Annotated in this window: 23 protein-coding genes and 2 tRNA genes; 16 read left to right on the top strand and 9 right to left on the bottom strand. The window is 58.4% G+C overall.

All coding sequences use genetic code 11. The features are described 5' to 3' along the window. The 11 genes from secG (at position 1) to AO068_RS06870 (ending at position 10,222) form a co-directional block, all read left to right on the top strand. Positions 1-381: a preprotein translocase subunit SecG gene (gene secG / locus AO068_RS06920; protein WP_058407964.1), complete on the top strand. Its 381-nt coding sequence runs from the start codon at positions 1-3 to the stop codon at positions 379-381. Between the two features lie 45 nt (positions 382-426). Then, positions 427-512 (top strand) — tRNA-Leu (locus AO068_RS06915). A 95-nt stretch (positions 513-607) separates the two neighbouring features. Further along, positions 608-684: transfer RNA gene (locus AO068_RS06910), tRNA-Met, on the top strand. A gap of 130 nt (positions 685-814) precedes the next feature. Further along, positions 815-1,273: a ribosome maturation factor RimP gene (gene rimP, locus AO068_RS06905; RefSeq protein WP_002555126.1), complete on the top strand. Its 459-nt coding sequence runs from the start codon at positions 815-817 to the stop codon at positions 1,271-1,273. Between the two features lie 59 nt (positions 1,274-1,332). Further along, complete coding sequence (gene nusA / locus AO068_RS06900) at positions 1,333-2,814, top strand: transcription termination factor NusA (RefSeq protein WP_003418834.1); 1,482 nt, start codon at positions 1,333-1,335, stop codon at positions 2,812-2,814. 27 nt (positions 2,815-2,841) lie between these two features. Next, positions 2,842-5,373: a translation initiation factor IF-2 gene (infB, locus tag AO068_RS06895; protein WP_005744974.1), complete on the top strand. Its 2,532-nt coding sequence runs from the start codon at positions 2,842-2,844 to the stop codon at positions 5,371-5,373. A 159-nt stretch (positions 5,374-5,532) separates the two neighbouring features. Then, positions 5,533-5,949, top strand: coding sequence for a 30S ribosome-binding factor RbfA (gene rbfA, locus AO068_RS06890; protein WP_002555123.1), 417 nt, complete (start codon positions 5,533-5,535; stop codon positions 5,947-5,949). 3 nt (positions 5,950-5,952) lie between these two features. Further along, complete coding sequence (truB, locus tag AO068_RS06885; RefSeq protein WP_004416157.1) at positions 5,953-6,870, top strand: tRNA pseudouridine(55) synthase TruB; 918 nt, start codon at positions 5,953-5,955, stop codon at positions 6,868-6,870. Positions 6,871-7,029: 159 nt separating this feature from the next. Then, a complete protein-coding gene (gene rpsO / locus AO068_RS06880) occupies positions 7,030-7,299 on the top strand; it encodes a 30S ribosomal protein S15 (RefSeq protein WP_002555121.1) in 270 nt (89 codons plus the stop codon). A gap of 175 nt (positions 7,300-7,474) precedes the next feature. Beyond that, positions 7,475-9,580, top strand: a complete 2,106-nt coding sequence (gene pnp / locus AO068_RS06875) for a polyribonucleotide nucleotidyltransferase (RefSeq protein WP_057402164.1) — start codon at positions 7,475-7,477, stop codon at positions 9,578-9,580. A 288-nt stretch (positions 9,581-9,868) separates the two neighbouring features. After that, positions 9,869-10,222 (top strand): BON domain-containing protein, encoded by a 354-nt coding sequence (locus AO068_RS06870; protein WP_002555119.1) that lies wholly within the window; start codon positions 9,869-9,871, stop codon positions 10,220-10,222. 147 nt (positions 10,223-10,369) lie between these two features. On the opposite strand, the gene AO068_RS06865 is transcribed toward AO068_RS06870, so the two are convergent. From AO068_RS06865 to AO068_RS06855, 3 genes are all read right to left on the bottom strand, one after another. Then, positions 10,370-10,744: a DUF2845 domain-containing protein gene (locus AO068_RS06865; protein ID WP_177342354.1), complete on the bottom strand. Its 375-nt coding sequence runs from the start codon at positions 10,742-10,744 to the stop codon at positions 10,370-10,372. After that, positions 10,704-13,670, bottom strand: a complete 2,967-nt coding sequence (locus tag AO068_RS06860) for a DUF748 domain-containing protein (protein ID WP_058407963.1) — start codon at positions 13,668-13,670, stop codon at positions 10,704-10,706. Before AO068_RS06860 ends, AO068_RS06865 begins: the two co-directional genes overlap by 41 nt. Positions 13,671-13,793: 123 nt before the next feature. After that, a complete protein-coding gene (locus AO068_RS06855) occupies positions 13,794-14,810 on the bottom strand; it encodes a class I SAM-dependent rRNA methyltransferase (RefSeq protein WP_058407962.1) in 1,017 nt (338 codons plus the stop codon). Positions 14,811-14,967: 157 nt separating this feature from the next. On the opposite strand from AO068_RS06855, the gene AO068_RS06850 reads away from it, so the two are divergent. Both AO068_RS06850 and AO068_RS06845 read left to right on the top strand, forming a co-directional pair. Further along, positions 14,968-16,542, top strand: coding sequence for an alkaline phosphatase D family protein (locus AO068_RS06850; protein WP_058407961.1), 1,575 nt, complete (start codon positions 14,968-14,970; stop codon positions 16,540-16,542). 105 nt (positions 16,543-16,647) lie between these two features. Beyond that, positions 16,648-17,589: an AEC family transporter gene (locus tag AO068_RS06845; protein ID WP_058400690.1), complete on the top strand. Its 942-nt coding sequence runs from the start codon at positions 16,648-16,650 to the stop codon at positions 17,587-17,589. Here the strand turns inward: AO068_RS06845 and AO068_RS06840 are convergent. The 6 genes from AO068_RS06840 to gatC all read right to left on the bottom strand — a co-directional run bounded on the left by AO068_RS06840 (position 17,586) and on the right by gatC (position 22,955). Beyond that, entirely contained in the window at positions 17,586-17,969 is a 384-nt protein-coding gene (locus tag AO068_RS06840; protein ID WP_005733046.1) for a carboxymuconolactone decarboxylase family protein, read from the bottom strand. The two genes, AO068_RS06845 and AO068_RS06840, sit on opposite strands and share 4 nt — an antisense overlap. A 31-nt stretch (positions 17,970-18,000) precedes the next feature. Next, complete coding sequence (locus AO068_RS06835) at positions 18,001-19,032, bottom strand: calcium/sodium antiporter (RefSeq protein ID WP_058407960.1); 1,032 nt, start codon at positions 19,030-19,032, stop codon at positions 18,001-18,003. A 77-nt stretch (positions 19,033-19,109) separates the two neighbouring features. Next, positions 19,110-19,478: a septal ring lytic transglycosylase RlpA family protein gene (locus tag AO068_RS06830; RefSeq protein ID WP_002555111.1), complete on the bottom strand. Its 369-nt coding sequence runs from the start codon at positions 19,476-19,478 to the stop codon at positions 19,110-19,112. Positions 19,479-19,745: 267 nt separating this feature from the next. Then, positions 19,746-21,191: an Asp-tRNA(Asn)/Glu-tRNA(Gln) amidotransferase subunit GatB gene (gene gatB / locus AO068_RS06825; protein ID WP_002555110.1), complete on the bottom strand. Its 1,446-nt coding sequence runs from the start codon at positions 21,189-21,191 to the stop codon at positions 19,746-19,748. Positions 21,192-21,201: 10 nt separating this feature from the next. After that, positions 21,202-22,653, bottom strand: a complete 1,452-nt coding sequence (gene gatA, locus AO068_RS06820) for an Asp-tRNA(Asn)/Glu-tRNA(Gln) amidotransferase subunit GatA (protein WP_058407959.1) — start codon at positions 22,651-22,653, stop codon at positions 21,202-21,204. 14 nt (positions 22,654-22,667) lie between these two features. After that, positions 22,668-22,955, bottom strand: a complete 288-nt coding sequence (gene gatC, locus AO068_RS06815; RefSeq protein WP_058400693.1) for an Asp-tRNA(Asn)/Glu-tRNA(Gln) amidotransferase subunit GatC — start codon at positions 22,953-22,955, stop codon at positions 22,668-22,670. A 205-nt stretch (positions 22,956-23,160) separates the two neighbouring features. Here gatC and mreB point away from each other — a divergent pair, with 205 nt between their 5' ends. The 3 genes from mreB (at position 23,161) to mreD (ending at position 25,981) form a co-directional block, all read left to right on the top strand. Next, a complete protein-coding gene (mreB, locus tag AO068_RS06810; protein WP_002555108.1) occupies positions 23,161-24,198 on the top strand; it encodes a rod shape-determining protein MreB in 1,038 nt (345 codons plus the stop codon). A gap of 231 nt (positions 24,199-24,429) precedes the next feature. Next, positions 24,430-25,497, top strand: coding sequence for a rod shape-determining protein MreC (gene mreC, locus AO068_RS06805; RefSeq protein ID WP_058407958.1), 1,068 nt, complete (start codon positions 24,430-24,432; stop codon positions 25,495-25,497). Next, the gene (gene mreD / locus AO068_RS06800) at positions 25,490-25,981 is read left to right on the top strand and encodes a rod shape-determining protein MreD (protein ID WP_003364106.1); all 492 of its coding nucleotides are present in this window, start codon (positions 25,490-25,492) and stop codon (positions 25,979-25,981) included. Before mreC ends, mreD begins: the two co-directional genes overlap by 8 nt. Positions 25,982-25,995: the final 14 nt, after the last annotated feature.

Here is a 25,995-nt window from a genome sequence, read left to right as displayed (position 1 = left end):
ATGCTGGAAACAGTCGTAATCGTTTTTCACCTGTTGGGCGCTCTGGGCGTCGTCGCTCTGGTATTGCTGCAGCAGGGTAAAGGTGCTGACGCCGGTGCGTCGTTCGGAGCAGGTGCATCAAATACTGTCTTCGGAGGTCAAGGAACCTCTACCTTTCTCAGTAAGTTTACTGCTATACTTGCAGCATGTTTTTTCATAACCAGCTTGGGGTTAGGTTACTTTGCTAAAGAGAAAGCTCAACAGCTGACTCAAGTAGGTTTGCCAGATCCCGCAGTACTGGAAGTGAAGCAAAAGCCGGCAGCAGATGATGTACCGGTTCTCGAAGGGCAAAAGCCAGCTGTTGTTCCAGCTGACGTACCTCAAGCCCCAGGGAAGAAGTAAAAAAGAATTCGGCGATGTTTCGTGAGGTCGCCAAAAAGTTGTAATGCCGAGGTGGTGGAATTGGTAGACACGCAACCTTGAGGTGGTTGTGCCCAATGGGTGTAGGGGTTCGAGTCCCCTTCTCGGTACCAATTAACAAGGGAGCCCGCATTCGCGGGCTTTCTTGTAGGTGGATGTTGGATTGACCCAGCAATGGATCGGTCGTATACTTCCGCCCCAGCTTTGTCGCGGGGTGGAGCAGTTTGGTAGCTCGTCGGGCTCATAACCCGAAGGTCGTTGGTTCAAATCCAGCCCCCGCAACCAGTTTTAGCGGAGCCCCTTTTAAGGGGCTTTTTGTTAGCTGGACAGTACATGACGTCGATGTTCAGCGGCGTTTTCAGGGATGGGCTTTTGCCCATTTTTTTATTTCTAAAGCATGCACGAGGGGGTTCAGGTGTCGAGCAAGCTAGAACAGTTGCAGGACTTGTTGGCCCCGGTGGTCGTAGCCCTTGGCTATCAATGCTGGGGGATCGATTTCAGTTCCCAGGGCAAGCATTCGGTGCTGCGCATTTATATTGATAAGGAAGGTGGTGTTCTGGTCGACGACTGCGCAATCGTAAGTCGCCAGATCAGCGGTGTATTGGACGTAGAAGATCCGATCAGCACTGAATACACCCTTGAAGTATCGTCTCCTGGCATGGAGCGCCCGCTGTTCACTATTGAGCAGTTTGCTTCGTACGCCGGGGAACAAGTGAAAATAAAGCTGCGTTCACCTTTCGAAGGGCGACGCAACTTTCAAGGCCTTCTCCGCGGGGTGGAGGAGCAGGATGTCGTGGTGCAGGTTGAAGACCATGAGTTCCTGTTGCCGATCGACATGATCGACAAGGCCAACATTATTCCCACGTTTGACTGAGACGTGCCGGTTACTGCGGATCCCGCGGATCCAATGGCTTGCGAAAGGCGAGGCGTACGATGAGCAAAGAAGTACTGCTGGTTGTTGAGTCGGTGTCCAATGAAAAGGGCGTTCCGGCAAGTGTAATTTTTGAAGCGCTGGAGCTGGCTCTTGCCACCGCTACCAAGAAACGTTTTGAAGATGAAGTAGAACTGCGTGTAGAGATCAATCGCCAGACAGGCAACTACGAGACTTTCCGTCGCTGGACAGTTGTCGAAGACGAAGATCTGGACGATCCTGCGTACGAATTGGCCGTAGACCAGGCTCAAGTCAAGAAGCCAGGTGCCGTTGCGGGCGACCTGATCGAAGAAAAAATCGATTCCATCGAATTCGGTCGTATCGCCGCACAGACCGCCAAGCAAGTCATTGTGCAGAAAGTTCGTGAAGCCGAGCGTGCTCAGGTAGTCGACGCCTACCGTGAGCGTCTGGGTGAAATCATTTCTGGTACTGTTAAAAAGGTTACGCGTGACAATGTCATCGTTGACCTGGGTAACAATGCCGAAGCCTTGCTGGCTCGTGAAGACATCATTTCCCGGGAAACTTTCCGGGTCGGTGTTCGCGTCCGTGCTTTGCTGAAGGAAATTCGTACTGAAAACCGTGGTCCTCAGCTGATTCTGTCGCGTACTGCGCCAGAGATGCTGATCGAGCTTTTCCGCATTGAAGTGCCGGAAATTGCCGAAGGTCTCATCGAGGTGATGGCTGCCTCCCGTGACCCGGGTTCTCGTGCGAAAATCGCTGTTCGCTCCAAGGATAAACGAATCGATCCGCAAGGTGCCTGTATCGGCATGCGCGGTTCGCGAGTTCAGGCTGTTTCCGGCGAGCTGGGTGGCGAGCGTGTGGATATCGTTCTTTGGGACGATAACCCGGCGCAGTTCGTGATCAATGCAATGTCTCCTGCAGAAGTAGCGGCAATCATCGTAGATGAAGACGCGCATGCAATGGACATCGCGGTGGGAGCGGACAACCTGGCCCAGGCTATTGGTCGTGGCGGTCAGAACGTGCGTCTGGCGAGCCAGTTGACTGGCTGGACCCTGAACGTAATGACCGAATCGGACATCCAGGCCAAGCAGCAAGCTGAAACCGGTGACATCCTGCGCAATTTCATCGAAGAACTCGAAGTCGATGAAGAATTGGCACAGGTGCTGGTTGATGAAGGCTTCACCAGCCTGGAAGAGATTGCCTACGTACCGTTGGAAGAAATGCTCAACATCGACGGCTTTGACGAAGACATCGTCAACGAGCTTCGCGCTCGTGCCAAGGATCGTTTGTTGACTAAAGCCATCGCTACAGAGGAAAAGCTGGCAGACGCCCATCCGGCCGAAGACCTGCTCTCGCTTGAGGGTATGGACAAGGATTTGGCGATGGAACTGGCGGTGCGCGGCGTAATTACCCGCGAAGACCTGGCCGAGCAGTCTATAGATGACCTGCTCGACATCGACGGCATTGACGATGATCGTGCCGGCAAGTTGATCATGGCCGCCCGAGCCCACTGGTTCGAGTAATTGGGCGCGGCCTGAGGAGAGAAGTGCATGACGCAAGTCACGGTGAAAGAACTGGCCAAAGTGGTCGACACACCGGTAGAGCGCCTGTTACAGCAGATGCGTGAGGCAGGTCTGCCGCACACCGCCGCCGAGCAAGTTGTGACCGATAACGAAAAACAAGCCTTGTTGACGCACCTGAAAAGCGGTCACAAGGCCAAGGTGGAAGAGCCTCGCAAGATTACCTTGCAGCGCAAGACCACCAGCACCCTGCGCGTTGCTGGCAGCAAGAGCATCAGCGTTGAAGTGCGCAAGAAGAAAGTCTTTGTGCAGCGTAGCCCGGAAGAGATCGAAGCCGAGCGCAAGCGCGAGATGGACGAACGCCGTGCGGTAGAAAATGCCGCTCGTCAAAAGGCTGAAGAAGAAGCCAAGCGTCGCGCTGAAGAAGATGCGCGCAATCAGCCTGCCGCCGGCCAGCCTGCTTCGGCACCTGAGCAACCTGTTGCTGCAGCCGAGCCTGTGCGTGAAGCGCCAGCACCAGCAGCGGCTGCTCCGGCACCTGCCAGCGCAGCGCCGTCTGCTGACGCTCGCAAGCGTGACGAACAGCGTCGCCCGGACAAGCCTCGTGCTGACGACCGCAATGCCCGCGGCGGCGACGGGGAGCGTAAAAACGCTCCGCATCGCGCTTCGGTCAAGGAGAAGGCTCCGGCCCCTCGCGTTGCTCCTCGTACTACCGACGAAGAAAGCGACAGCTTCCGTCGTGGTGGTCGCGGCAAGTCCAAGCTGAAGAAGCGCAATGCACATGGTTTCCAGAGCCCTACCGGCCCTGTGATCCGTGACGTTGCCATCGGCGAGACCATCACCGTCGGCGAATTGTCGGCACAGATGTCGGTCAAGGCTGCTGAAGTCATCAAGTTCATGTTCAAGATGGGCACTCCGGTGACCATCAACCAGGTACTGGATCAGGAAACTGCCCAGTTGATCGCCGAAGAGCTGGGCCACAAGGTCACGCTGGTCAGCGACAACGCCCTGGAAGATTCCCTGGCCGAATCGCTGAAGTTCGAAGGTGAGTCGTTCTCCCGTGCACCGGTTGTGACCGTAATGGGCCACGTCGACCACGGTAAGACCTCGCTGCTCGACTACATCCGTCGTGCCAAGGTTGCAGCTGGCGAAGCTGGCGGCATCACCCAGCACATCGGTGCCTACCACGTTGAAACCGAACGCGGCATGGTCACGTTCCTCGACACCCCTGGTCACGCCGCGTTTACCGCCATGCGTGCTCGTGGTGCCAAGGCAACGGACATCGTGATTCTGGTGGTTGCAGCTGACGACGGCGTTATGCCGCAGACCATCGAAGCTGTTCAGCATGCTGTTGCGGCTGGCGTTCCGCTGGTTGTTGCGGTGAACAAGATCGACAAGCCTGGTGCTGACCTCGATCGTATCCGCAGCGAGCTGTCGGTCCATGGCGTGACGTCCGAAGAGTGGGGCGGTGATACGCCTTTCGTTTCGGTATCCGCGAAAATGGGTACTGGCGTCGACGAGCTGCTGGAAGCTGTTCTGCTGCAAGCCGAAGTTCTGGAACTCAAGGCAACTCCTTCGGCCCCGGGTCGTGGTGTTGTTGTCGAGTCCCGTCTGGACAAGGGCCGTGGTCCGGTCGCTACTGTTCTGGTTCAGGACGGTACGCTGCGTCAGGGCGACATGGTTCTGGTCGGTTCGAACTTCGGCCGCATCCGCGCCATGCTCGACGAGAACGGCAAGCCGGTCAAAGAAGCAGGTCCTTCGATTCCGGTCGAAATCCTGGGTCTTGACGGTACTCCGGATGCTGGCGACGAGATGTCGGTGCTGGCTGACGAGAAGAAAGCCCGCGAAGTCGCGCTGTTCCGCCAGGGCAAGTTCCGCGAGGTCAAACTGGCTCGCGCTCATGCCGGCAAGCTGGAGAACATCTTCGAGAACATGGGTCAGGAAGAGAAGAAGACGCTTAACATCGTCCTCAAATCCGACGTCCGCGGTTCTCTGGAAGCATTGCAGGGCGCCCTCGGCGGCCTGGGTAACGACGAAGTGCAAGTGCGCGTAGTCGGTGGCGGTGTCGGTGGTATCACCGAGAGCGACGCCAACTTGGCACTGGCCTCCAACGCTGTACTGTTTGGCTTCAACGTGCGTGCCGATGCTGGCGCGCGCAAGATTGTCGAGCAGGAAGGTCTGGATATGCGTTACTACAACGTGATCTACGACATCATCGAAGACGTCAAGAAAGCCCTTACCGGTATGCTTGGCAGCGACGTCCGGGAGAATATCCTGGGTATTGCCGAAGTCCGCGATGTGTTCCGTTCGCCGAAATTCGGCGCGATCGCAGGCTGTATGGTTCTGGAAGGCACTGTCTACCGTAACCGTCCGATTCGTGTTCTGCGCGAAGACATCGTTATCTTTGAAGGCGAGCTGGAATCCCTGCGCCGCTTCAAGGACGACGCTGCCGAAGTACGTGCAGGCATGGAATGCGGTATCGGCGTCAAGAGCTACAACGACGTCAAGGTCGGTGACAAGATCGAAGTCTTCGAGAAGGTCCAAGTGGCTCGCAGCCTCTAAATCGCGAGCTTCAGGAGTCATGGTGGGAGCTTCGCATGCAAATGCCCTGCTTCCCCCATGGGCTCTAAACGCAACGCCCGGTCTGGCAATTGTCAGGCCGGGCGTTTGCCGCTTTCAGACTGTCAGGGTTTGGTCCCGGATCAGTAACAGGTAACAAGCATGGCAAAAGAATACAGCCGTACCCAACGTATTGGCGATCAGATGCAGCGCGAGCTGGCGCAACTGATCCGTCGCGAAATCAAGGACCCACGTGTGGGTCTGGTCACTATCACCGCCGTAGACGTCAGCCGTGACGTGGGTCATGCCAAGATTTTCATGACCGTCATGGGCCAGGACAGCGCGGAAGAGATCGCACAGACCATCAAGGTGCTCAACTCTGCCGCAGGCTTCCTGCGCATGCAGCTGGCACGCGAAATGAAGCTGCGCAGCGTGCCTCAACTGCATTTCCATTACGACGAAAGCGTCGTGCGTGGTGCGCATCTCTCGGCACTGATCGAGCGTGCAGTGGCACAGGACGGTCAGCATCAGGAAGGCTCGGCATCGCCAGATGCAAAGCCTGAAAGTACCGAGGAATAAAGAGTGGCTCAGGTCAAGCGTATACGCCGCAACGTCAGCGGGATCATCCTGCTCGACAAGCCACTGGGTTTCACTTCCAACGCCGCTTTGCAAAAGGTTCGCTGGCTGCTCAATGCCGAGAAAGCCGGGCATACGGGCAGCCTTGATCCGCTGGCAACGGGTGTTTTGCCGTTGTGCTTTGGCGAAGCGACCAAGTTTTCCCAGTACCTGCTCGATTCGGACAAGTCCTACGAGACTCTGGCGCAGTTGGGCAAAACCACCACGACTGCCGACTCCGAAGGTGAGGTTTTGCTCACGCGTCCGGTGACCGTTGGTCGCGACGATATCGAGGCGGTGTTGCCGCATTTTCGTGGGCAAATCAGCCAGATACCTCCCATGTACTCGGCCCTCAAGCGTGATGGCCAGCCACTTTACAAGCTGGCACGTGCAGGGGAAGTAGTGGAGCGCGAGCCCCGTTCTGTTACTATTGCGCGCCTGGAATTACTTGCTTGCGAAGGCGACACAGCACGTCTGTCGGTCGATTGCAGCAAAGGTACCTATATCCGTACGCTGGTCGAGGATATTGGTGAAAAGCTCGGTTGTGGTGCTTACGTCGCAGAGCTGCGCCGTACCCAGGCGGGGCCTTTCACGCTGGCTCAGACGGTTACGCTGGAAGAACTGGAGCAAGTGCATGCCGACGGCGGCAATGAGGCGGTTGACCGCTTCCTGATGCCATCGGACAGCGGTCTGCTGGACTGGCCGCTGCTGAAGTTTTCGGAGCACAGTTCGTTTTACTGGTTGCACGGGCAGCCAGTGCGCGCGCCGGACGCACCGAAATTCGGTATGGTTCGTGTGCAGGATCACGAAGGTCGCTTCATCGGTATCGGTGAAGTCGCCGAAGACGGGCGTATTGCGCCGCGTCGATTGATTCGGTCAGAGTGACCGGAACCAGTCCGTCCGCAGGCTAGCCTGCGAGCGGGGTGGAATGAGGATGGCTGTCAACAGGCACGGTCATACCTCCTTTTTTAATACGAGGATCTGTCCTCGGCCTGTTGGAAACGTTTCTCCGGAAGCGCTTCCTTGAACAAAAGGATTGCCCACATGGCACTCAGCGTTGAAGAAAAAGCTCAGATCGTAACCGACTACCAGCAAGCTGTTGGTGATACTGGTTCGCCAGAAGTGCAAGTTGCACTGCTGACCGCCAACATCAACAAACTGCAAGGCCACTTCAAGGCCAACGGTAAGGACCACCACTCGCGTCGTGGTCTGATCCGTATGGTAAACCAGCGTCGCAAGCTGCTGGATTACCTGAAAGGTAAGGACGTTAGCCGTTACAGCGCCCTGATCGGTCGTCTGGGTCTGCGTCGCTAATAACGACGTTGCTAGAGGTTGGTTGTCTGTCACGATCCGTCGGGTTTTCCCGGTGGTTCTGGCAGGCTCCCAGCCTCAAGTTTTATCTGGACTGTGGATGGGGCCGATTCCCCACGCTGCCCAAGAATTCGCAAGAAACCAGTTCCCCAAGAGCCACAAAGAAAGGTAGGAAACCGTGAACCCGGTAATCAAAAAGTTTCAGTTCGGTCAATCGACCGTAACCCTCGAGACAGGCCGTATCGCCCGTCAAGCCTCTGGCGCAGTATTGGTCACCGTTGACGACGACGTCAGCGTACTCGTGACTGTGGTCGGCGCCAAACAGGCTGACGCTGGCAAAGGCTTCTTCCCTCTGTCCGTGCACTATCAGGAAAAAACCTACGCTGCCGGCAAGATTCCTGGTGGTTTCTTCAAGCGTGAAGGCCGTCCTTCCGAGAAAGAAACCCTGACCTCGCGCCTGATCGACCGCCCGATCCGCCCGTTGTTTCCAGAAGGCTTCATGAACGAAGTGCAGGTTGTCTGCACCGTCGTCTCCACCAGCAAGAAAATTGATCCGGACATCGCTGCGATGATCGGTACTTCGGCTGCACTGGCCATCTCCGGTATTCCGTTTGACGGTCCGGTCGGTGCTGCGCGCGTTGCTTTCCACGAAAGCACCGGCTACCTGCTGAACCCGACTTACGAGCAACTGCAGGCTTCGAGCCTGGACATGGTCGTAGCCGGTACTTCCGAAGCCGTTCTGATGGTTGAATCCGAAGCCAAAGAGCTGACCGAAGACCAGATGCTGGGCGCTGTGCTGTTCGCCCATGACGAATTCCAGGTGGTGATCAACGCCATCAAGGAACTCGCTGCAGAAGCCGCCAAGCCTGTCTGGGCCTGGCAGCCGAAGCCTGAGGCAACCGCACTGCTGGGCGCTATCCGTGCCGAGTTCGGCGACGCGATCTCCCAGGCTTACACCATCACTGTCAAAGCCGACCGCTATGCGCGTCTGGGCGAGCTGAAAGATCAGGTCGTTGCCAAGCTGGCTGTTGAAGAAGGCAGCCCGTCTGCCAGCGAAGTCAAAGCTGCTTTCGGTGAAATCGAATACCGCACCGTTCGCGAAAACATCGTCAACGGCAAGCCGCGTATCGATGGTCGCGACACTCGCACCGTTCGCCCTCTGAACATCGAAGTTGGCGTTCTGCCGAAGACTCACGGTTCGGCACTGTTCACCCGTGGCGAAACTCAGGCGCTGGTTGTTGCCACGCTGGGTACTGCACGTGACGCACAGCTGCTCGATACGCTCGAAGGCGAGAAAAAAGACCCCTTCATGCTGCACTACAACTTCCCTCCGTTCTCGGTGGGCGAGTGTGGCCGCATGGGCGGCGCAGGTCGTCGTGAAATCGGTCACGGCCGTCTGGCCCGTCGCAGTGTCCAGGCCATGCTGCCGGGCGCTGACGTATTCCCGTACACCATCCGTGTTGTGTCGGAAATCACCGAGTCCAACGGCTCCAGCTCCATGGCTTCGGTCTGTGGTGCTTCCCTGGCTCTAATGGACGCTGGTGTGCCGATGAAGGCGCCGGTTGCCGGTATCGCCATGGGCCTGGTCAAGGAAGGCGAGAAGTTCGCCATTCTGACCGACATTCTGGGTGACGAAGACCACCTGGGCGACATGGACTTCAAGGTAGCCGGTACCTCCAAAGGTGTTACCGCGCTGCAGATGGACATCAAGATCAAAGGCATCACCGAAGAAATCATGGAGATCGCCCTGGGCCAGGCCCTGGAAGCTCGCCTGAACATCCTCGGTCAGATGAACCAGATCATCGGTCAGTCGCGTAACGAACTGTCGGCCAACGCTCCGACCATGATCGCGATGAAGATCGACACCGACAAGATCCGTGACGTGATCGGCAAGGGTGGCGCAACCATCCGTGCCATCTGCGAAGAGACCAAGGCTTCGATCGACATCGAAGACGACGGCTCGATCAAGATCTTCGGCGAGTCCAAGGAAGCGGCTGAGGCAGCACGTCAGCGCGTTCTGGGTATCACCGCAGAAGCGGAGATCGGCAAGATCTACGTCGGTAAGGTTGAGCGCATCGTCGATTTCGGCGCATTCGTCAACATCCTGCCGGGCAAGGATGGTCTGGTTCACATCTCGATGCTGAGCGATGCTCGCGTAGAGAAAGTGACCGATATCCTCAAGGAAGGTCAGGAAGTCGAAGTGCTGGTACTGGACGTGGACAACCGCGGTCGTATCAAGCTGTCGATCAAAGACGTAGCGGCAGCGAAAGCGTCGGGCGTCTGATTGATCTGAGCGGCATGTGAAAAAGGACTCTTCGGAGTCCTTTTTTTATGAGCGCAATTAGAGGGTTACAAACGGGGCATGCAAACTGCTCGGTATAAACATGCATCTTGCAAGCACAATAAGTGAGGAACGGGCAAACTGCACGACCCGGTTAAAAATTAAAAAACTTAACTATATGATTTTAAAGGGTTTTTAGTGTTTTTGGTTTTTGGCACACCGCTTGCGATATACCTGTTAACCCTGCCACCACACGCTGGTGCAGATTTTGAGAAAAACAGGAGTTATCGTATGAAGAAGTTCGCTATTGCCGCTGCTACCGCTACTGCCCTGACTCTGACCATGGCCAACGCTGCTTTCGCACAGACCTCGGCTCAAGCGCCAATGGTTCTGGCAGCTAACACCACTACTCAAGAAGTCAAAGAAGATACTTCTGATACCTGGATCACCACCAAAGTCAAAGCTGACCTGCTGACCGAGAAAGGCATCCCAGGTTCGGACATCAAGGTTGAGACCAACAAAGGTGTGGTTTCCCTGTCCTCCATGGTAAAAGTTACCGAAGCTCAGAAAAACACCGCCGTCGCTATCACCAAGAAAATCAAAGGTGTTAAAGACGTATCGGCTGCTGGCCTGAAAGCCGAGTAATCGAATACTGCCCATGAACAGCCGCAGTCATTGATTGATGGAAAGTTCATGCGAGGCTACAAGGATGTAGCCATTAAAGGCCCCGACTGAAGAGTCGGGGCCTTTTCTATGGCGGTGAAGAATGGGTGCAGGGGGTAGGGGGGAGCATCAGTTACGACGCTTGCTTTCAATCCCGACCAAGCGACCACCTTCGAAGCGCAGGTACTGATACATGCCGTTATCAGGTCCGTAGATCCATTCCTCGATCCTCACGGCTTCGGACCTTCGGTAGTTGCTATTGAAGGTCTCCTGAGTGCCCAGCACTTCCTGGCTTACGGGCTCTCCGCATTTCTGCTGCACTTCGAATGCCCGGTCCCCCGTGCTGACCAGCTGGTTACCACAGCGCAGGGTTGACGTGGCATATGACGAGGTGGCAACTGACCCGGCCAGGGTGGCGAGGGTCAGGTTGATCAGCAGTTTGATTCGGGTACGTGCCAAGGCTTCATTCACTGTCGAGGTGGAGGGGGCTGATGACTTTACCATCTGGCTGGGCCTGACCCAGACGGGCATCGACGAAGTACACGCGGGCGTCTTCCAGCTTGCCCTTGTCTACCAGGTAGTCCTTGATGCTGCTGGCTCTGCCCTGGCCTAGCTCACGCAGCAATACCTCATTGCTGCTCCAGAACTTGAGCACGGCGGCACGCATCTGGTTTGCACGTTGTTCCTTGCCCAGGTTTGCCCATTCAGCAGGCGGTTGCTGTTTCAGGCGCGTTCTGTAGATACCTTCGAGCATGGGCGCCTTCTCCTCTTCCGGGACCTGTATCAAACCGGCCCTGGCTGGAACCTTGTCGCCGCGTCGCTGGAGGATCTTGTAATACGTGTACTGGTATTCGCGCTCCAGCCGCTGTTGGGCGATCAATGGACCATCACTGCTGGCAGCGCTGGTGCCTTCGATCTCCAGCTTCAGGTCCGGACGCTCCTTGAGCGCCACCGAGAGCTTGTCCAGAGCACTTTGCGCCTCTGCCGACAAATCACTGGAGCCCGGCGCGAAACTCACGCTGCCGAGGTCCTCGGAGCTTCCACCGGCGACCAGACCGCCGAGCATCTTGAACGGAGCCTGCGCAGCACGCAGCACAAGATTGCGCAGGGTTTGCCAGACAATTGGCATCACGCTGAACTGCGGGTTGTTCAGATCGCCCTCGATCGGCAGCTCCAGGGAAATTCGTCCCTGCGTATCCTTGAGCAGCGCGACCGCCAGACGGATAGGCAGGTCCAGCGCATCCGGGCTGTCGACCCGTTCACCCAGTTGCAACTGTTCAACCAGCACCTTGTTCTGCGCCTTGAGCTGACCTTTGGTGATCAGGTAGTGCAGGTCGAGATTGAGCCTGCCCTTGCGGATCCTGAAACCGGCGAACTTGCCGGAGTAGGGAGTGAGGTTGGTCAGCTCGACGCGCTTGAAGCTGGTGGTGATATCCAGACTGGCCATCGGGTCGAACGGGTTGAGGCTGCCTTTGATGGTCACAGGCGCGTATCGATCGACCTTGCCCTGGATGTCCACGGGTGCCGGTGTCGCCTTGCGGTTGTCGATGGTGCCGATACGACCATTGAGCTGCTGCACGGCGGTGGCAAAGTTCGGGGTCAGGGTCATGTCGGCAAAGTTTGCCGAGCCATCCTTGATATTCACTTCGCCGACGTAGATCGCCAGAGGGTTCTCTGCCTTGGCCTTGGGTTGTGTTCTGGCTGGTTTTGGCTGCGATGCGGTCTTGTCATCAGGCTGCGGAATCAGCAGGTCATCGATATTGGTGGTCCGGTCTTCATTGATCATGAAACGCGCGTAAGGCTGATCCATGTTGACTTTGGCAATCGAAAGGCCCGTGCCGTGCTGGTAGTCCAGCCCTTCGAGTTGCAGTTGTTGCCACTTCAGGAAGTCGCGCTGTTTGAGCGTGTCCAGTGTGTGAAGCTGATTGACCTGCGCTTTGCCGGTGACGCTGAACGCCAGCGGTTCGGTGCTTTTCAGGTTGACCGCCAGATCGCTGCCCAGCATGCCGCTGCGCATTTCCAGACGAATGAATGGGCTGATGTAGGCCTGGGCGAGGCGCAGGTCGATGTCGCGGGTAGCTACGTTAAGTTGTGCACTGACCGGGTTGAGGTTCACATCGCCGGCTGCAGTGAGGTTGCCCTGTTTGCCCAGCCCGGTATCAAGCTTGAGCGTGAAGGGGGATTTGTTCAGGCTGTCGAAATTCTGGATGTCCAGATTCAGCGGGCCAACATCCAGAGCAACGGGCTCTTGAGGTACGCGATCTGCCAGATGGACCATGTAATTGCGCAACTGCACATCTCGCAGCAGCACCTGCCATGGCGTGCTTTGCGTGGCGGGCTTGGCTTTGGCAGAGGCCTCTGTGGCTGGGGCCGGTTCAGCCGCCTTGTCGTCCACGGCCGGTGTTTGCGGTGCCGCTGGCTTGCCCGGCTGGCTGGCAAACAGCTTTTGCCAGTCCAGTTGCCCGTCGGCTTCGCGCGCTGCCCAGGTTTCCAGCTTCTGGCTGCGGATCTTGCCTACGGTCACCAGCTGCTTTGCCAGATCGACCGAAGTTTCGCTCACGTCCAGGCGTTGCAGGCGAACAAGAGGGCGACCGTCTGGCGTGTTCAGCGCGAAGGGCGCGACGCTGGCCGACACATTGGTCAGCTTCAGCTCGGTTTCCTTGGCCAGATTCAGTGTGTAGGCGGTGCTGAAATTCAGTACGCCATCCTCAAGCGCCAGCGGCAGGGCATCACGCACGTAAGGCCACCACAGCTTCATCTTGCTGTCGGTAACTTTCAGCGTTCCCTCGGAGGTGATCGGTATCAGGCTGATACGGCCGACCCAGTCGATCTGCCCGCCATCCGGACCTGCCGCGACCAGCGTCATGTCGGCATTGTCTTCGGGTAATGTGCTGAGGTTCTTGAGTTCGAAATTGAGTGTGTCGTAGAGAAATTCGATGGGCTGGCTGGGGCGCATATCCCGAAAGTGAACGTAGCCATCGGCCAGTTTGATTTCGTCGATACGCAGCGGGAACGGCTTGCCGGGGGGTTCGTCCTTGGCAGGTTCGCTGGCTGGCAGCTTGAACAGTTGCGCCAGATTGAGCTTGCCTTGCTTGTCGAACAACAGCTCGGTCTTGGGTTTGATCAGCTCGATGCGTTGCAGATGCAGCGCTCGTGTCCACAGGCTGTTGATTTGCAGGTTGGCATAAAGCTTTTCAAATGCGACCTGTTCCTTGCCCGGCGTGCCGATGTTCAGGCCCCAGAGCGTCAGCTCCAGTGTGTAGGGGTTGAATTCCAGGCGCTCAAGTTTCGCTGGCACGGTGGCGTAGTTGGCCAATTGCTGATTGGCGATCCGCAGAGCGACACCGGGAAGAATGAAGAACCCCAGCAAGCTGTAGAGCACGATCACAGTCAGCAAGGAGCCAAGTGTGCGTTTCAATCCTCTGGACATGGGCAGCGGCGTCTCTCTCTTTTGGAAGCCCTTGGAGTATGGCATGCCTGTTCGGTTCCCAAGGCACTGCCGTCGCCGCTCGTAGGAACTTTCCGATAGTGCTTTGCGATAACAGCCGCCGGATTAGAGTTGCAGGATCAGCGTTTTCAGGGGTGGCTGATTATCCAGAGACGGGAAGTCCTTGGCAGGAAGCATCTCCTGGCAGTCGCGTACCGGGCGTCCAGCCTTGGTGGCACAGCGTAATACCTGCTCACGCCAGTCCTGCATGCTGACCTTCGCAAGGTTGTTGCAGCAGATCAGTACGCCGCCTTCTGCCGTCGTCAGCAGAGCCGGCTTGAGCAGGCTTTGATAGTCGCGCAGCAGGTCAACGGTGCCGAACGCACTTTTGGCCCAGGCAGGTGGGTCAAGCAGAACCAGATCATACTGGCGCTGTTGCAGCTTCATGTAGCTGGGCAATTGTTGGCTGCGCCGCGCTGCAATCGGCAGCCCCGCCAGTTGGCGGATCGCCGGAAAATAATCCGACTGGATGAACTGCATGGGTGGCAGTTGCGGGTTAAGTGCACCATTCTCTCGACCCACGGCCAGGTTGCCTTCGGCGAAGTCCAGATTGCACACCTCGCTCGCGCCACCGGCCGCAGCACTGAGACCGACGCCGCAGGTATAGGCGAACAGGTTCAGCACGCTTTTGCCGGCGCTGTGCTGTTTGACCCAGCCACGCGTGTTGCGCAGGTCCAGAAACAACAGCGGGTCCTGGCCTGCATGCCGGCCGCGGACTCGATAATTGAGCCCCCACTCATGCCCGATGTGGTCGGCCAGCGCCGCTTCGTTAGCCTTGTAGACCGTATCCTGGCGATCCACGCGCGAGTTGCCTTGTGAGCGATCGTTATAGACCAGCAGCGTTTCCAGGCCCAGTCGCGTGTTGACCTGCTCGTGCAGCGCAAGCAATGCATCGCGATCCAGGCGGGTGTGAAAGCTTTGTACCAGCAACTGCGGGCCGTAGCGGTCGATGGTCAGCCCGCTGGCGCCTTCCTGACTGCCGTGAAACAGCCGATAGCAGTCCGTGCCCTGCTGATGCAGTTCGCCCAGCAACGATTGGCGATTATCGAAGGCGACGCTGAGCGCCTGATTCAAGGAAGACATGCTAAGCGCCTCGGGCTGGAATAAGGCGCGGGAGTTTAACAGCTAGCGGGCGCTGACGGTTTTTAGCGTCAGCCGCGTTGTTCAGGTCCTGTGCTGTCATACAGCGCCAACATTCCCCTGTTACGGTACTTTTTTGCCTGTCAGCGAGGGGATAACCGTGAGCCAGTTCGATCTCAAGCGTCGCCGTGTCATCCAGGCCGTGGGGGCCGGTTTGCTGTTGCCGGGGCTTGCGCCTGCGGTGATCGCTTCGGTGCAGGATCGCCCGAAAATGGTCGATGGTGTGCAGTCCGGAGATGTACTCGGCGACAAGGCCATGGTCTGGAGCCGCAGCGACCGGCCTTCGCGGATGGTGGTCGAATGGGACACACGCAGTATGTTCACCCAGCCACGGCGCGTGGTCTCGGCGCTAGCCGATCAGCGTACCGACTTCACCGCGCGGGTCGAATTGAGCGGGCTGCCGGTCGATCAGGCGATTTTCTACCGCGTCTCGTTCGAGGATGCCCAGAGCGGTGTCGCCAGCGAACCCTGGTTCGGCCATCTGCGCAGCACGCCACAACAGCGTCGTGACATCCGCTTCGTCTGGAGTGGCGACACGGTAGGGCAGGGCTTCGGCATCAACCCTGACATTGGTGGCATGCGTATCTATGAGGCGATGCGCTTGCGTTTGCCGGACTTTTTTATCCACAGCGGTGACACCATTTACGCCGACGGGCCAGTGCCCGAGCAGATCACCACGGAAGGCGGGCGGATCTGGCGCAACCTGACCACCGAAGCGAAAAGCAAGGTGGCGGAGACCCTCGACGAGTACCGTGGCAATTACCGCTATAACCTGATGGATGAAAATCTGCGCCGCTTCAACGCAGAAGTGCCGCAGATCTGGCAATGGGATGACCACGAAGTCACCAACAACTGGTCGCCCAGCAAGCAGCTTGATGAGCGTTATAAGGTCAAGGACATCCAGTTGCTGTCCTCGCGTGCCCGCCAGGCTTATCTGGAGTACGCGCCGCTGCGCTTGCAGCAAGCCGACAATGGCGGGCGCATTTATCGCAAGATTCCTTACGGTCCGATGCTCGACGTGTTTGTCCTCGATATGCGCAGCTACCGCGACGGCAATGATGCCAATCTGGCCGAAAAACCGGGCCCTACCACTGCATTTCTTGGCCGTGAGCAACTTGACTGGCTCAAGCGCGAACTTAGTGCGTCACGCGCGCAATGGAAGGTCATTGCTGCTGACATGCCCATAGGCCTTGGCGTGCCGGATGGCGAGGTGAGCCCGGGCGTGGCGCGCTGGGAAGCCATCGCCAACGGCAATGACGGCCCGGCGCTTGGTCGCGAGCTGGAAGTTGCCGAATTGCTGGCGTACCTGCGCGCGCAGAAGATTCGCGATTGTGTCTGGCTGACGGCCGATGTCCATTACTGCGCCGCGCATCATTACCAGCCGGATCGTGCCGTGTTTCAGGACTTCGACCCGTTCTGGGAGTTCGTCGCCGGGCCACTGAATGCGGGCAGCTTCGGTCCCAATGTACTGGACAAGACGTTCGGTCCGGAGCTGGTGTTCCAGAAGGCGCCCCCTGCACAGAACACCTCGCCTTTCGCGGGTTATCAGTTCTTTGGCGAAGTGAACATCGACGGGCAGACCGGCGAGATGTCTGTGGCCCTGCGCGATCTTGATGGCGTTTCAGTGTTTGAGCGTAAATTGCAGCCGACCGTGGAGATCAGCCGCATCGTCTGACAGAAAATCGGGGTGGTGCAGGTAAGGCTCTCGGAAAATCCTTGCAACATGCTTGTCGCGTGTGGCCTATCATGAGCTACCTAACGACGGGACCGGGTATGTTGCATGCTGGCTATTTTTCTCCAAACCCTGAACATCACCGCCCCGGTGTTTGCCATGCTGTTTCTGGGCGTATTGCTCAAGCGCATCGGTGCTATCAACGACGGGTTTATCGTCGCGGCTTCCGGGCTGGTGTTCAACGTCACGATGCCTGCGCTGCTGTTTCTGGGCATCATTCACGCTGATTTGCGCGCGGCTCTGCAACCCAGGCTGCTGATCTTCTTCAGTGTCGCGACGCTGCTGAGCTTCGCATTCGCCTGGGGCTGGGCGATCTGGCGCTGCCCGCAAGAAGAGCGTGGCGTCTACGTTCAAGGCGCGTTTCGTGGCAACAACGGGGTAATCGGCCTGGCCCTGGCGGCCAGCATGTACGGCCCTTATGGCATTTCGCTGGGGGCGATTCTGGCCGCGCTGGTCATTGTCTTCTACAACACGTTGTCGACAATTGTGCTGGCAGTTTACAGCCCGGTGATCAAGTCCGACCCCTGGAGCGTGTTCAAAAGTGTGTTGGCCAACCCGCTGATCATCAGCGTCATCATCGCATCGCCTTTCGCTTACTTCAGCATAGGCCTGCCCAGGTGGCTGGAGACGTCCGGCAGTTATCTGGCGCAAATGACCCTGCCGTTGGCGCTGATCTGCATCGGCGGCACGCTGTCGCTGGCCTCGCTGCGTAAAAGTGGCAGTCTGGCGATCAGTGCCAGCGTCATGAAAATGATCACGCTGCCGCTGCTCTGCACGCTGGCCGCCTGGCTGGTCGGTTTTCGCCGCGCGGAACTGGGCATTCTGTTCCTGTACTTCGCGAGCCCGACGGCCGCTGCCAGCTACATCATGGCGCGCACCGCCAACGGCAACTACGAACTGGCCGCCGCGATCATCGTCATCACCACACTGGCCGCAGCGGTCACCACCAACGTGGGAATTTTCATTCTGCAATGGGGCGGCTGGATCTAGTCCGGCTTTACGTAGCTGTCGATGACTTCCTGTGCTGCACGGAACGCGTCGATGGCTGCTGGCACGCCGGCATAGACCGCGCAGTGCAGCAGCGCCTCGCGAATTTCCTCCACTGTGCAACCGTTGTTCAGTGCTCCACGAACATGGCCCTTTAGCTCTTGCGGGCATTTCAGGGCGGTGAGGGTGGCCAGGGTGATCAGGCTGCGGGTTTTCAGCGGCAAACCCTCACGACTCCAGACGCTGCCCCAGGCGTGTTCGTTGACGAAGTCCTGCAGCGGCTGGCTGAACTCGGTCGCGTTACCCAGCGCCCGGTCGACGTAAACATCGCCCATTACCTGACGACGGATCTGCTCGCCTTCGCTGATTGTCTTGTCTGTCATGGCATTCCCCTTGTATCGATGCGGGTTGAGGTCAGTGCTGGCGTCGCCAGGCGCGGATCGTGCCCCAGGCAACAATAACGCCGAGCACAGGCAGAGCCAGGGTAAGCATTTTCGTTTCGAGCCTTTCGGCCAGTGCCATTCCGGTGCTGATCGCTAGAATATGCAGCCCGTAAGTCAGGTACAACGACAGCAGAAACAGACCCTCCATGCGGTCTATCCGGTAGCCGGAATAGAACAGCGGCACACAAAGCAGCGAAACACCGAGCATGATCGGCAGGTCGAACACCATTGCATTAGGCGAGATCGTCAGCGGCACGGGGGCGAACAGTGCAGTCACTCCCAATACCCCCAGCAGGTTGAACAGATTGCTGCCGATCACATTCCCCACTGCAATATCGCGTTCGCCACGAAACGCCGCTATCAGCGAGGTCATCAGGGCAGGCAGTGAGGTGCCGATGGCGATGACGGTCAGGCCGACAATGCGCTCGGAAAGCCCCAGATGGATGGCGATCACGACCGACGCGTCAACCAGCAAGTGCCCGCCAGCGGTCAGCAGCAGCAAGCCTGCGGCAAGCATGAGGATGCGCGTGAAGGTGCGTGGTTTCTCTGTTGTTTCGGCATGGCCGTGGCGCGGCGTGTGACCGCCCTGGCGGATGATGACAATCAGGCAGACCAGCAAACCTGCAAGCAGCAGTGCACCGTCAAATTTGCTGAATTCGCCGTTCCATGACAGGCCGATGGCCAGCAGGCAGGCCCCGATCATCAGCGGAATATCGATGTGCAGCACCTGGCGGGCAACGCGTAACGGGATGATCAGCGCGCATAGGCCAAGAATCACCAGGACATTGAAGATGTTGCCACCGATGACGCTGCCTACGGCGATGTCGGTGTTATCGGCAAACGCAGCTTGCAGGCTTACCGCCATTTGCGGCGCGCTGGTGCCCATCGCCACAACGGTCAGGCCAATGAGCAATGGCCTGACCTTGAAAATCGCCGCCAGATGCACTGCCGCACGCACTGAAAGTTCTGCCCCGATCAGCAGCAATAGCAGGCCGCTGAGCATTTGAATGAGCGCGGGGGCGGGCAGGGCCGATAGCTGGAGAATACGAGTGTCCTTGTTGGTGTTGATGGGGGTTAAGGCTAATCGAGGGCCTGAACACGCACTGGCGCGGTGCCGCTACGCAGCATACCCAGTTGTTCGGCTGCTTCGCGAGAGACATCGATCAATCGACCACGCGTGTGAGGGCCGCGATCATTGATGCGTACGACCACTGACCTGTCGTTGTCCAGGTTAGTGACCTTGACGCGCGTGCCGAATGGCAACTGCCTGTGGGCGGCAGTCAGGGCGTTCTGATTGAAGGGTTCGCCACTGGCTGTGCGATTGCCATGATGGCGGGCACCGTAATAAGCGGCTGTGCCGGTCTCGTCATAACCGTGAGGGTCGATGATGTGATTGGCGCAGCCTGCCAGTAACGTCAGCAGGCTGCAGGCAAAAATAAGGCGGCGCATGGGTTGGGTTCCTGAGTGCCGGAGTAGGTGTGGTTGACTCTCATGCCAATCCTCCATGCTGGCATGCATTTCGTGACGCTCCGCGTCACAACTCGGTGTCGCAGCGCGCACGCAACAGCGGACGCAGAGCGTCCAGAACTGCATTCCCACGCGGAGCGTGAGGAACGATAGGTGCGCGCGAGGACACCTATCGTGCCAATGCTCCGCGTTGGCATGCATTTCGTGACGCTCCGCGTCACAACTTGGTGTTGCACCGCGTGCTCGGGATCAGCCCTCCAGCTTGGCCTTCAGCAGCTCGTTGACCTGCTGCGGGTTGGCCTTGCCTTTGGAGGCTTTCATTGCCTGACCGACGAAGAAACCGAACATCTTGCCGCGCTTGGCTTCATCAGCGGCGCGATATTGTTCGACCTGCTCCGCGTTGGCAGCCAGCATCTCGTCGAGCATCGACTCGATGGCACCGCTGTCGGTTACCTGCTTCAGGCCGCGCTTGTCGATGACTTCATCGGCACTGCCTTCGCCATTGGCCATCGCCTCGAACACCATTTTCGCGATCTTGCCGGAAATGGTGTTGTCGGTGATGCGCTTGAGCATGCCGCCCAGTTGCTCGGCACTGACCGGCGACTGTTCGATTTCCAGGCCCTGTTTGTTCAGCAGGCTGCCCAGCTCGACCATGACCCAGTTGGCGGCCAGCTTGGCGTCACCGCTGATACTGACCACCTGCTCGAAATAGTCGGCCTGTTCGCGGCTGGAGGCCAGCACACTGGCATCGTAGGTCGACAGGCCGAACTGACTCTGGAAACGTTCACGCTTTTGCGGCGGCAGTTCCGGCAATGTGGCGCGGGTTTCCTCGAGGAACGAATCCTCGATGATCACCGGCAACAGGTCCGGGTCGGGGAAGTAACGGTAGTCGTTGGCTTCCTCCTTGCTGCGCATGGCGCGGGTTTCGTTGGTGTTCGGGTCGTACAGGCGGGTCTGCTGGATAACCTTGCCACCGTCTTCGATCAGATCAATCTGGCGCTGGATCTCGCTGTTGATCGCCTTCTCGATGAAGCGGAACGAGTTGACGTTCTTGATCTCGCAACGTGTGCCGAATTCGACCTGGCCCTTCGGGCGAATCGACACGTTGCAGTCGCAACGCAGCGAGCCTTCGGCCATGTTGCCGTCACAGATGCCCAGGTAGCGGACAATCGCATGGATGGCCTTGACGTAAGCCACGGCTTCCTTGGCGCTGCGCATGTCCGGCTCGGAAACGATCTCCAGCAGCGGCGTGCCAGCACGGTTCAGGTCGATACCGGTCATGCCCTGGAAGTCTTCGTGCAGGCTTTTGCCTGCATCTTCCTCAAGGTGCGCGCGGGTAATGCCGATGCGCTTGACTGTGCCGTCTTCCAGAGTGATGTCCAGGTGGCCCTTGCCGACAATCGGCAGCTCCATCTGGCTGATCTGGTAGCCCTTGGGCAGGTCGGGGTAGAAGTAGTTCTTGCGGGCAAACACGTTGTGCTGACCGATTTCGGCATCCACCGCCAGGCCGAACTTGACGGCCATGCGCACGGCTTCCTTGTTCAGCACCGGCAGAACGCCGGGCATGCCCAGATCGACGAGGCTGGCCTGGGTGTTGGGCTCGGAGCCGAACGTGGTGGCGCTACCGGAAAAAATCTTTGATTGGGTCGAAAGCTGGGTATGAATCTCCAGCCCGATGACGACTTCCCATTGCATGTGTTTCTCCTCAGAAGCCTTCAGGTGCGCGAGTGTGCCAGTCGGTGACTTGCTGATACTGATGCGCCACATTCAAGAGACGGCCTTCCTGGAAATACGGAGCGAGCAGTTGCACGCCGACCGGCAGACCGTCGACGAAGCCAGCAGGCATGGACAAGCCGGGCAGGCCCGCCAGGTTGGCGGTGATGGTGTAGAAGTCTTCCAGGTATTCGGCAATCGGATCGTTGGTCTTGGCGCCGATCTTCCAGGCCGGGTTGGGCGTGGTCGGGCCGAGAATCACGTCGACTTCGGCAAATGCACTCATGAAATCGTTCTTGATCAGGCGACGGATCTTCTGCGCTTGCAGGTAATAAGCGTCGTAGTAGCCCGCCGACAGCGCATAGGCGCCCACCATGATGCGGCGCTGGACTTCCGGGCCAAAGCCTTCAGCGCGGGAACGCTTGTACAGGTCGGTCAGGTCTTTCGGGTCTTCGCAGCGGTAGCCGAAACGCACGCCGTCGAAACGCGACAGGTTGGACGATGCCTCAGCCGGAGCGATGACGTAGTAGGCCGGAATTGCGTGTTGCAGGTTTGGCAGGCTGATTTCCTTAACGATCGCGCCGAGCTTTTCCAGCTCCTTGACGCTTTCATGCACCAGCTGCGCGATGCGCGGGTCCAGACCTGCGCTGAAATACTCTTTCGGCACACCGATACGCAGGCCCTTGAGCGAGGTATTGAGGCTGGCGGAGTAGTCCGGAACCGGCTCGTCGATACTGGTCGAGTCCTGCGGATCGAAACCGGCCATGCCTTGCAGCAGCAGTGCGCAGTCTTCGGCCGTGCGTGCCATCGGGCCGGCCTGATCGAGGCTGGAGGCGTAGGCAATCATGCCCCAGCGCGATACGCGGCCGTAGGTCGGCTTGAGGCCCGTGAGGTTGGTCAGTGCCGCTGGCTGGCGAATCGAGCCGCCGGTGTCGGTGCCGGTTGCCGCAGGCAGCAGGCGTGCAGCAACCGCCGCAGCCGAACCACCGGAAGAGCCACCGGGCACGCATTCCAGATTCCACGGGTTTTTCACCGCGCCGTAATGGCTGGATTCGTTGGCCGAACCCATGGCGAATTCGTCCATGTTGGTCTTGCCCAGCGTCACCGTACCGGCAGAGGCCAGACGCGAAACCACAGTGGCGTCATACGGGGCCTTGAAATTGTCGAGCATCAGCGAGCCGCAGCTGGTACGGATGCCCTGAGTGCAGAACAGGTCCTTGTGCGCCAGCGGGGCGCCGAGCAGCGGGCCGTTCTCACCGGCGGCGCGCCGAGCGTCTGCCGCCTGGGCCTGAGTGATGGCCAGGTCTTCGGTGAGGCTGATGAAGCTGTTGAGCTGCGGGTCAAGCGTCGCGATACGCGACAGCAGAACGCGGGTCAGCTCTTCAGAAGAAAACTTTTTTTCGGCGAGTCCGCGAGCGATCTCGGCCAGAGTCATTTGATGCATGCAGGCGCTTTCCCTTACTCGATGACTTTCGGAACCAGATAGAGGCCGTCTTGGACCGCTGGTGCGATGGCTTGGTAAGTGTCACGACGATTTTGCTCGGTGACGGCGTCTTCGCGCAGGCGCTGGGTGGCTTCCAGCGGGTGAGCCAGAGGTTCGATGCCAGTGGTGTCGACCGCTTGCATCTGATCGACCAGCCCGAGAATGCTGTTAAGTGCTTCGGTGGTACGCGGGATATCGGCGTCATTGAGACCCAGTCGGGCCAGATGAGCGATCTTTTCCACGTCGGAGCGTTCAAGCGCCATGGGGTATCTCCAGTGGAATGCTTATGGATTTGCTTTGTTGCCAATTGCGGAACACTATCGCGTTATTACTGTCTCAAGCCGCTAACGTCGAGGGTCGTGTTCGGAAAACCGCCAATTTAGCATATTGGCTCCTTGCCCAAAATCCCTGTCGTTGTTAGAGTTTGCCGCACTTTTTTTACCACGCGTTCCCTAGGGTCCCTTTCCCATGTTCAAGAAACTGCGTGGCATGTTTTCCAGTGATCTATCCATCGACCTGGGCACTGCCAACACCCTTATCTACGTGCGTGAGCGCGGTATCGTTCTGAATGAACCCTCTGTCGTTGCCATTCGTACTCACGGCAACCAGAAGAGTGTCGTAGCCGTCGGTACCGAAGCCAAGCGCATGCTGGGCCGTACTCCAGGCAACATTGCAGCCATTCGTCCCATGAAAGACGGCGTTATCGCCGACTTCAGCGTCTGCGAAAAAATGTTGCAGTACTTCATCAACAAGGTCCACGAAAACAGCTTTCTGCAGCCCAGCCCTCGTGTGCTGATCTGCGTTCCGTGCAAATCCACCCAGGTTGAGCGTCGTGCCATTCGCGAATCTGCCCTGGGTGCAGGTGCGCGCGAAGTATTCCTGATCGAAGAGCCGATGGCTGCTGCAATCGGCGCCGGTCTGCCGGTGGAAGAAGCTCGCGGTTCGATGGTTGTCGACATCGGCGGCGGCACCACCGAGATCGCGCTGATTTCCCTGAACGGTGTGGTGTATGCCGAATCCGTACGTGTCGGCGGTGACCGTTTCGATGAAGCGATCATCACCTATGTGCGTCGTAACTACGGCAGCCTGATCGGCGAATCCACTGCCGAGCGCATCAAGCAGGAAATCGGTACGGCCTACCCGGGCGGCGAAGTGCGTGAAGTCGACGTCCGCGGCCGCAACCTGGCTGAAGGCGTGCCACGTGCGTTCACCCTGAACTCCAACGAAGTGCTCGAAGCGCTTCAGGAGTCACTGGCGACCATCGTTCAGGCGGTCAAGAGCGCTCTGGAGCAGTCGCCTCCGGAGCTGGCTTCGGACATCGCCGAGCGTGGTCTGGTCCTGACCGGTGGCGGTGCATTGCTGCGTGATCTGGACAAATTGCTGGCTCAGGAAACAGGTCTGCCGGTGATCGTTGCCGAAGACCCGCTGACCTGCGTTGCGCGCGGCGGTGGCCGTGCGTTGGAAATGATGGATAAGCACACCATGGATCTGCTCTCCAGCGAGTAATTCGCCGGGGTGCCTTTCACGGAGTCTTTTGTATGCAGGTGGCGTATGTGCTACCTGTATGCACTGTGCTGACACCGAAACAGGGTGCCTGTCTCTTTCATTTGTCCAGGCCGGTTACATACCGCATGAATAATTGCCAATCGAAGTTCGATCCAACGATCGCATGCCCCGGAGGAGCGGCCTATTAAACCGCTTTTCGCAAAAGGCCCGTCGCTGGGCGTACGTCTGCTGGTGCTGGCCGTTCTGTCGGTTGCGTTGATGGTTGTCGACGCCCGCTTTACGATCCTCAAGCCCGTGCGCAGCCAGATGTCGATGGTGCTCATGCAATCCTATTGGATCGTTGATCTGCCACAACGTTTGTATCAAGGCGTTGCCAGTCAGTTCGGCAGCCGTACAGAGCTGATCGCCGAAAACGAAAAACTCAAGACCGAAGCGTTGCTGCTGCAAGGTCGCCTGCAAAAGCTGGCGGCACTGACCGAGCAGAACGTTCGTCTGCGTGAGTTGCTGAACTCTTCTGCGCTGGTCAACGAAAAGGTCGAGGTCGCCGAGTTGATTGGCATGGACCCGAACCCCTTTACCCATCGCATCATCATCAACAAGGGCGAGCGCGACGGCGTTGTGCTGGGCCAGCCGGTGCTCGATGCGCGCGGCCTGATGGGCCAGGTTGTCGAGTTGATGCCGTACACCTCGCGGGTCCTGCTGCTGACTGATACGACCCACAGCATTCCGGTGCAGGTGAATCGCAACGGTCTGCGTGCCATTGCCAGCGGCACCGGTAATCCGGAACGGCTTGAGCTTCGGCATGTGGCAGATACTGCCGACATCAAAGAGGGTGATCTGCTGGTCAGTTCCGGCCTGGGGCAGCGCTTCCCGGCTGGCTACCCGGTGGCTACGGTCAAGGAAGTGATCCACGACTCCGGGCAGCCGTTCGCAATCGTGCGTGCCGTGCCAACCGCCGCATTGAATCGCAGCCGTTATCTGCTGCTGGTGTTCTCGGACGGCCGTTCGCCGGAAGAGCGCGCTGCCGACGCGGCGCAAGCGCAGGAATCCATCGACAAGGGTATCGAGCCTTCAGTGATGGCGACCCTGCCGCCGCCGACACCTGCTTTCCCGATGTGGCCGCAAGCAACTGGTCCAGTATTCCCGGGCAGCACTGCAACGCACAAGCCTGCTGCGCAATCGACAACGCCTGCTCCGGCTGCAGCGCCTGTGACACCGTCAAGGCCTGCCGCCCGGCCTGCTGCTTCCCAGCCGCCTGCTTCAAGACCTTCCACTGCTCGGGAGCCTATCGATGGTTAGTCATGTTTCCGGGCGCAATGGCTGGGTGGTCTGGCTGACGTTTGCGATCGGTCTGTTGCTGAGCGTTTCGCCGCTGCCGCAATTCATGGAAATTTTCCGGCCCTTGTGGCTGGCCCTGTTGCTGACCTTCTGGGTTCTGGCGCTGCCGCACAAATACGGTATGACCACTGCGTGGATACTGGGGCTGATGGAAGATGTGCTGTATGGCACATTGCTTGGCCAGAATGCGCTGATCCTCAGCCTGATCACGTTTCTGGTGATGTCCCTGCAGCAGCGTCTGCGTATGTTCCCCATGTGGCAGCAATGTCTGGTGCTGTTGGTCGTATTCGGTCTGGCGCAGCTTGCGCAGCTCTGGCTGAGTGCATTGACCGGCAACCGTCAGCCTACGCTGGCGCTGGTTCTACCCGCGCTGGTCAGTGCCCTGTTGTGGCCCTGGATCAGCTATGGCCTGCGTGGATTGCGCAAACGTTTGAAAATCAATTAAGCGCAAGGTGAGCG

It is taken from the genome of Pseudomonas sp. ICMP 3272, from assembly GCF_001466905.1.
GTDB lineage: Bacteria > Pseudomonadota > Gammaproteobacteria > Pseudomonadales > Pseudomonadaceae > Aquipseudomonas > Aquipseudomonas amygdali.
The sequence above is the reverse complement of the archived record's forward strand: the minus strand, read 5'-3'. Positions and strand labels throughout refer to the sequence as shown.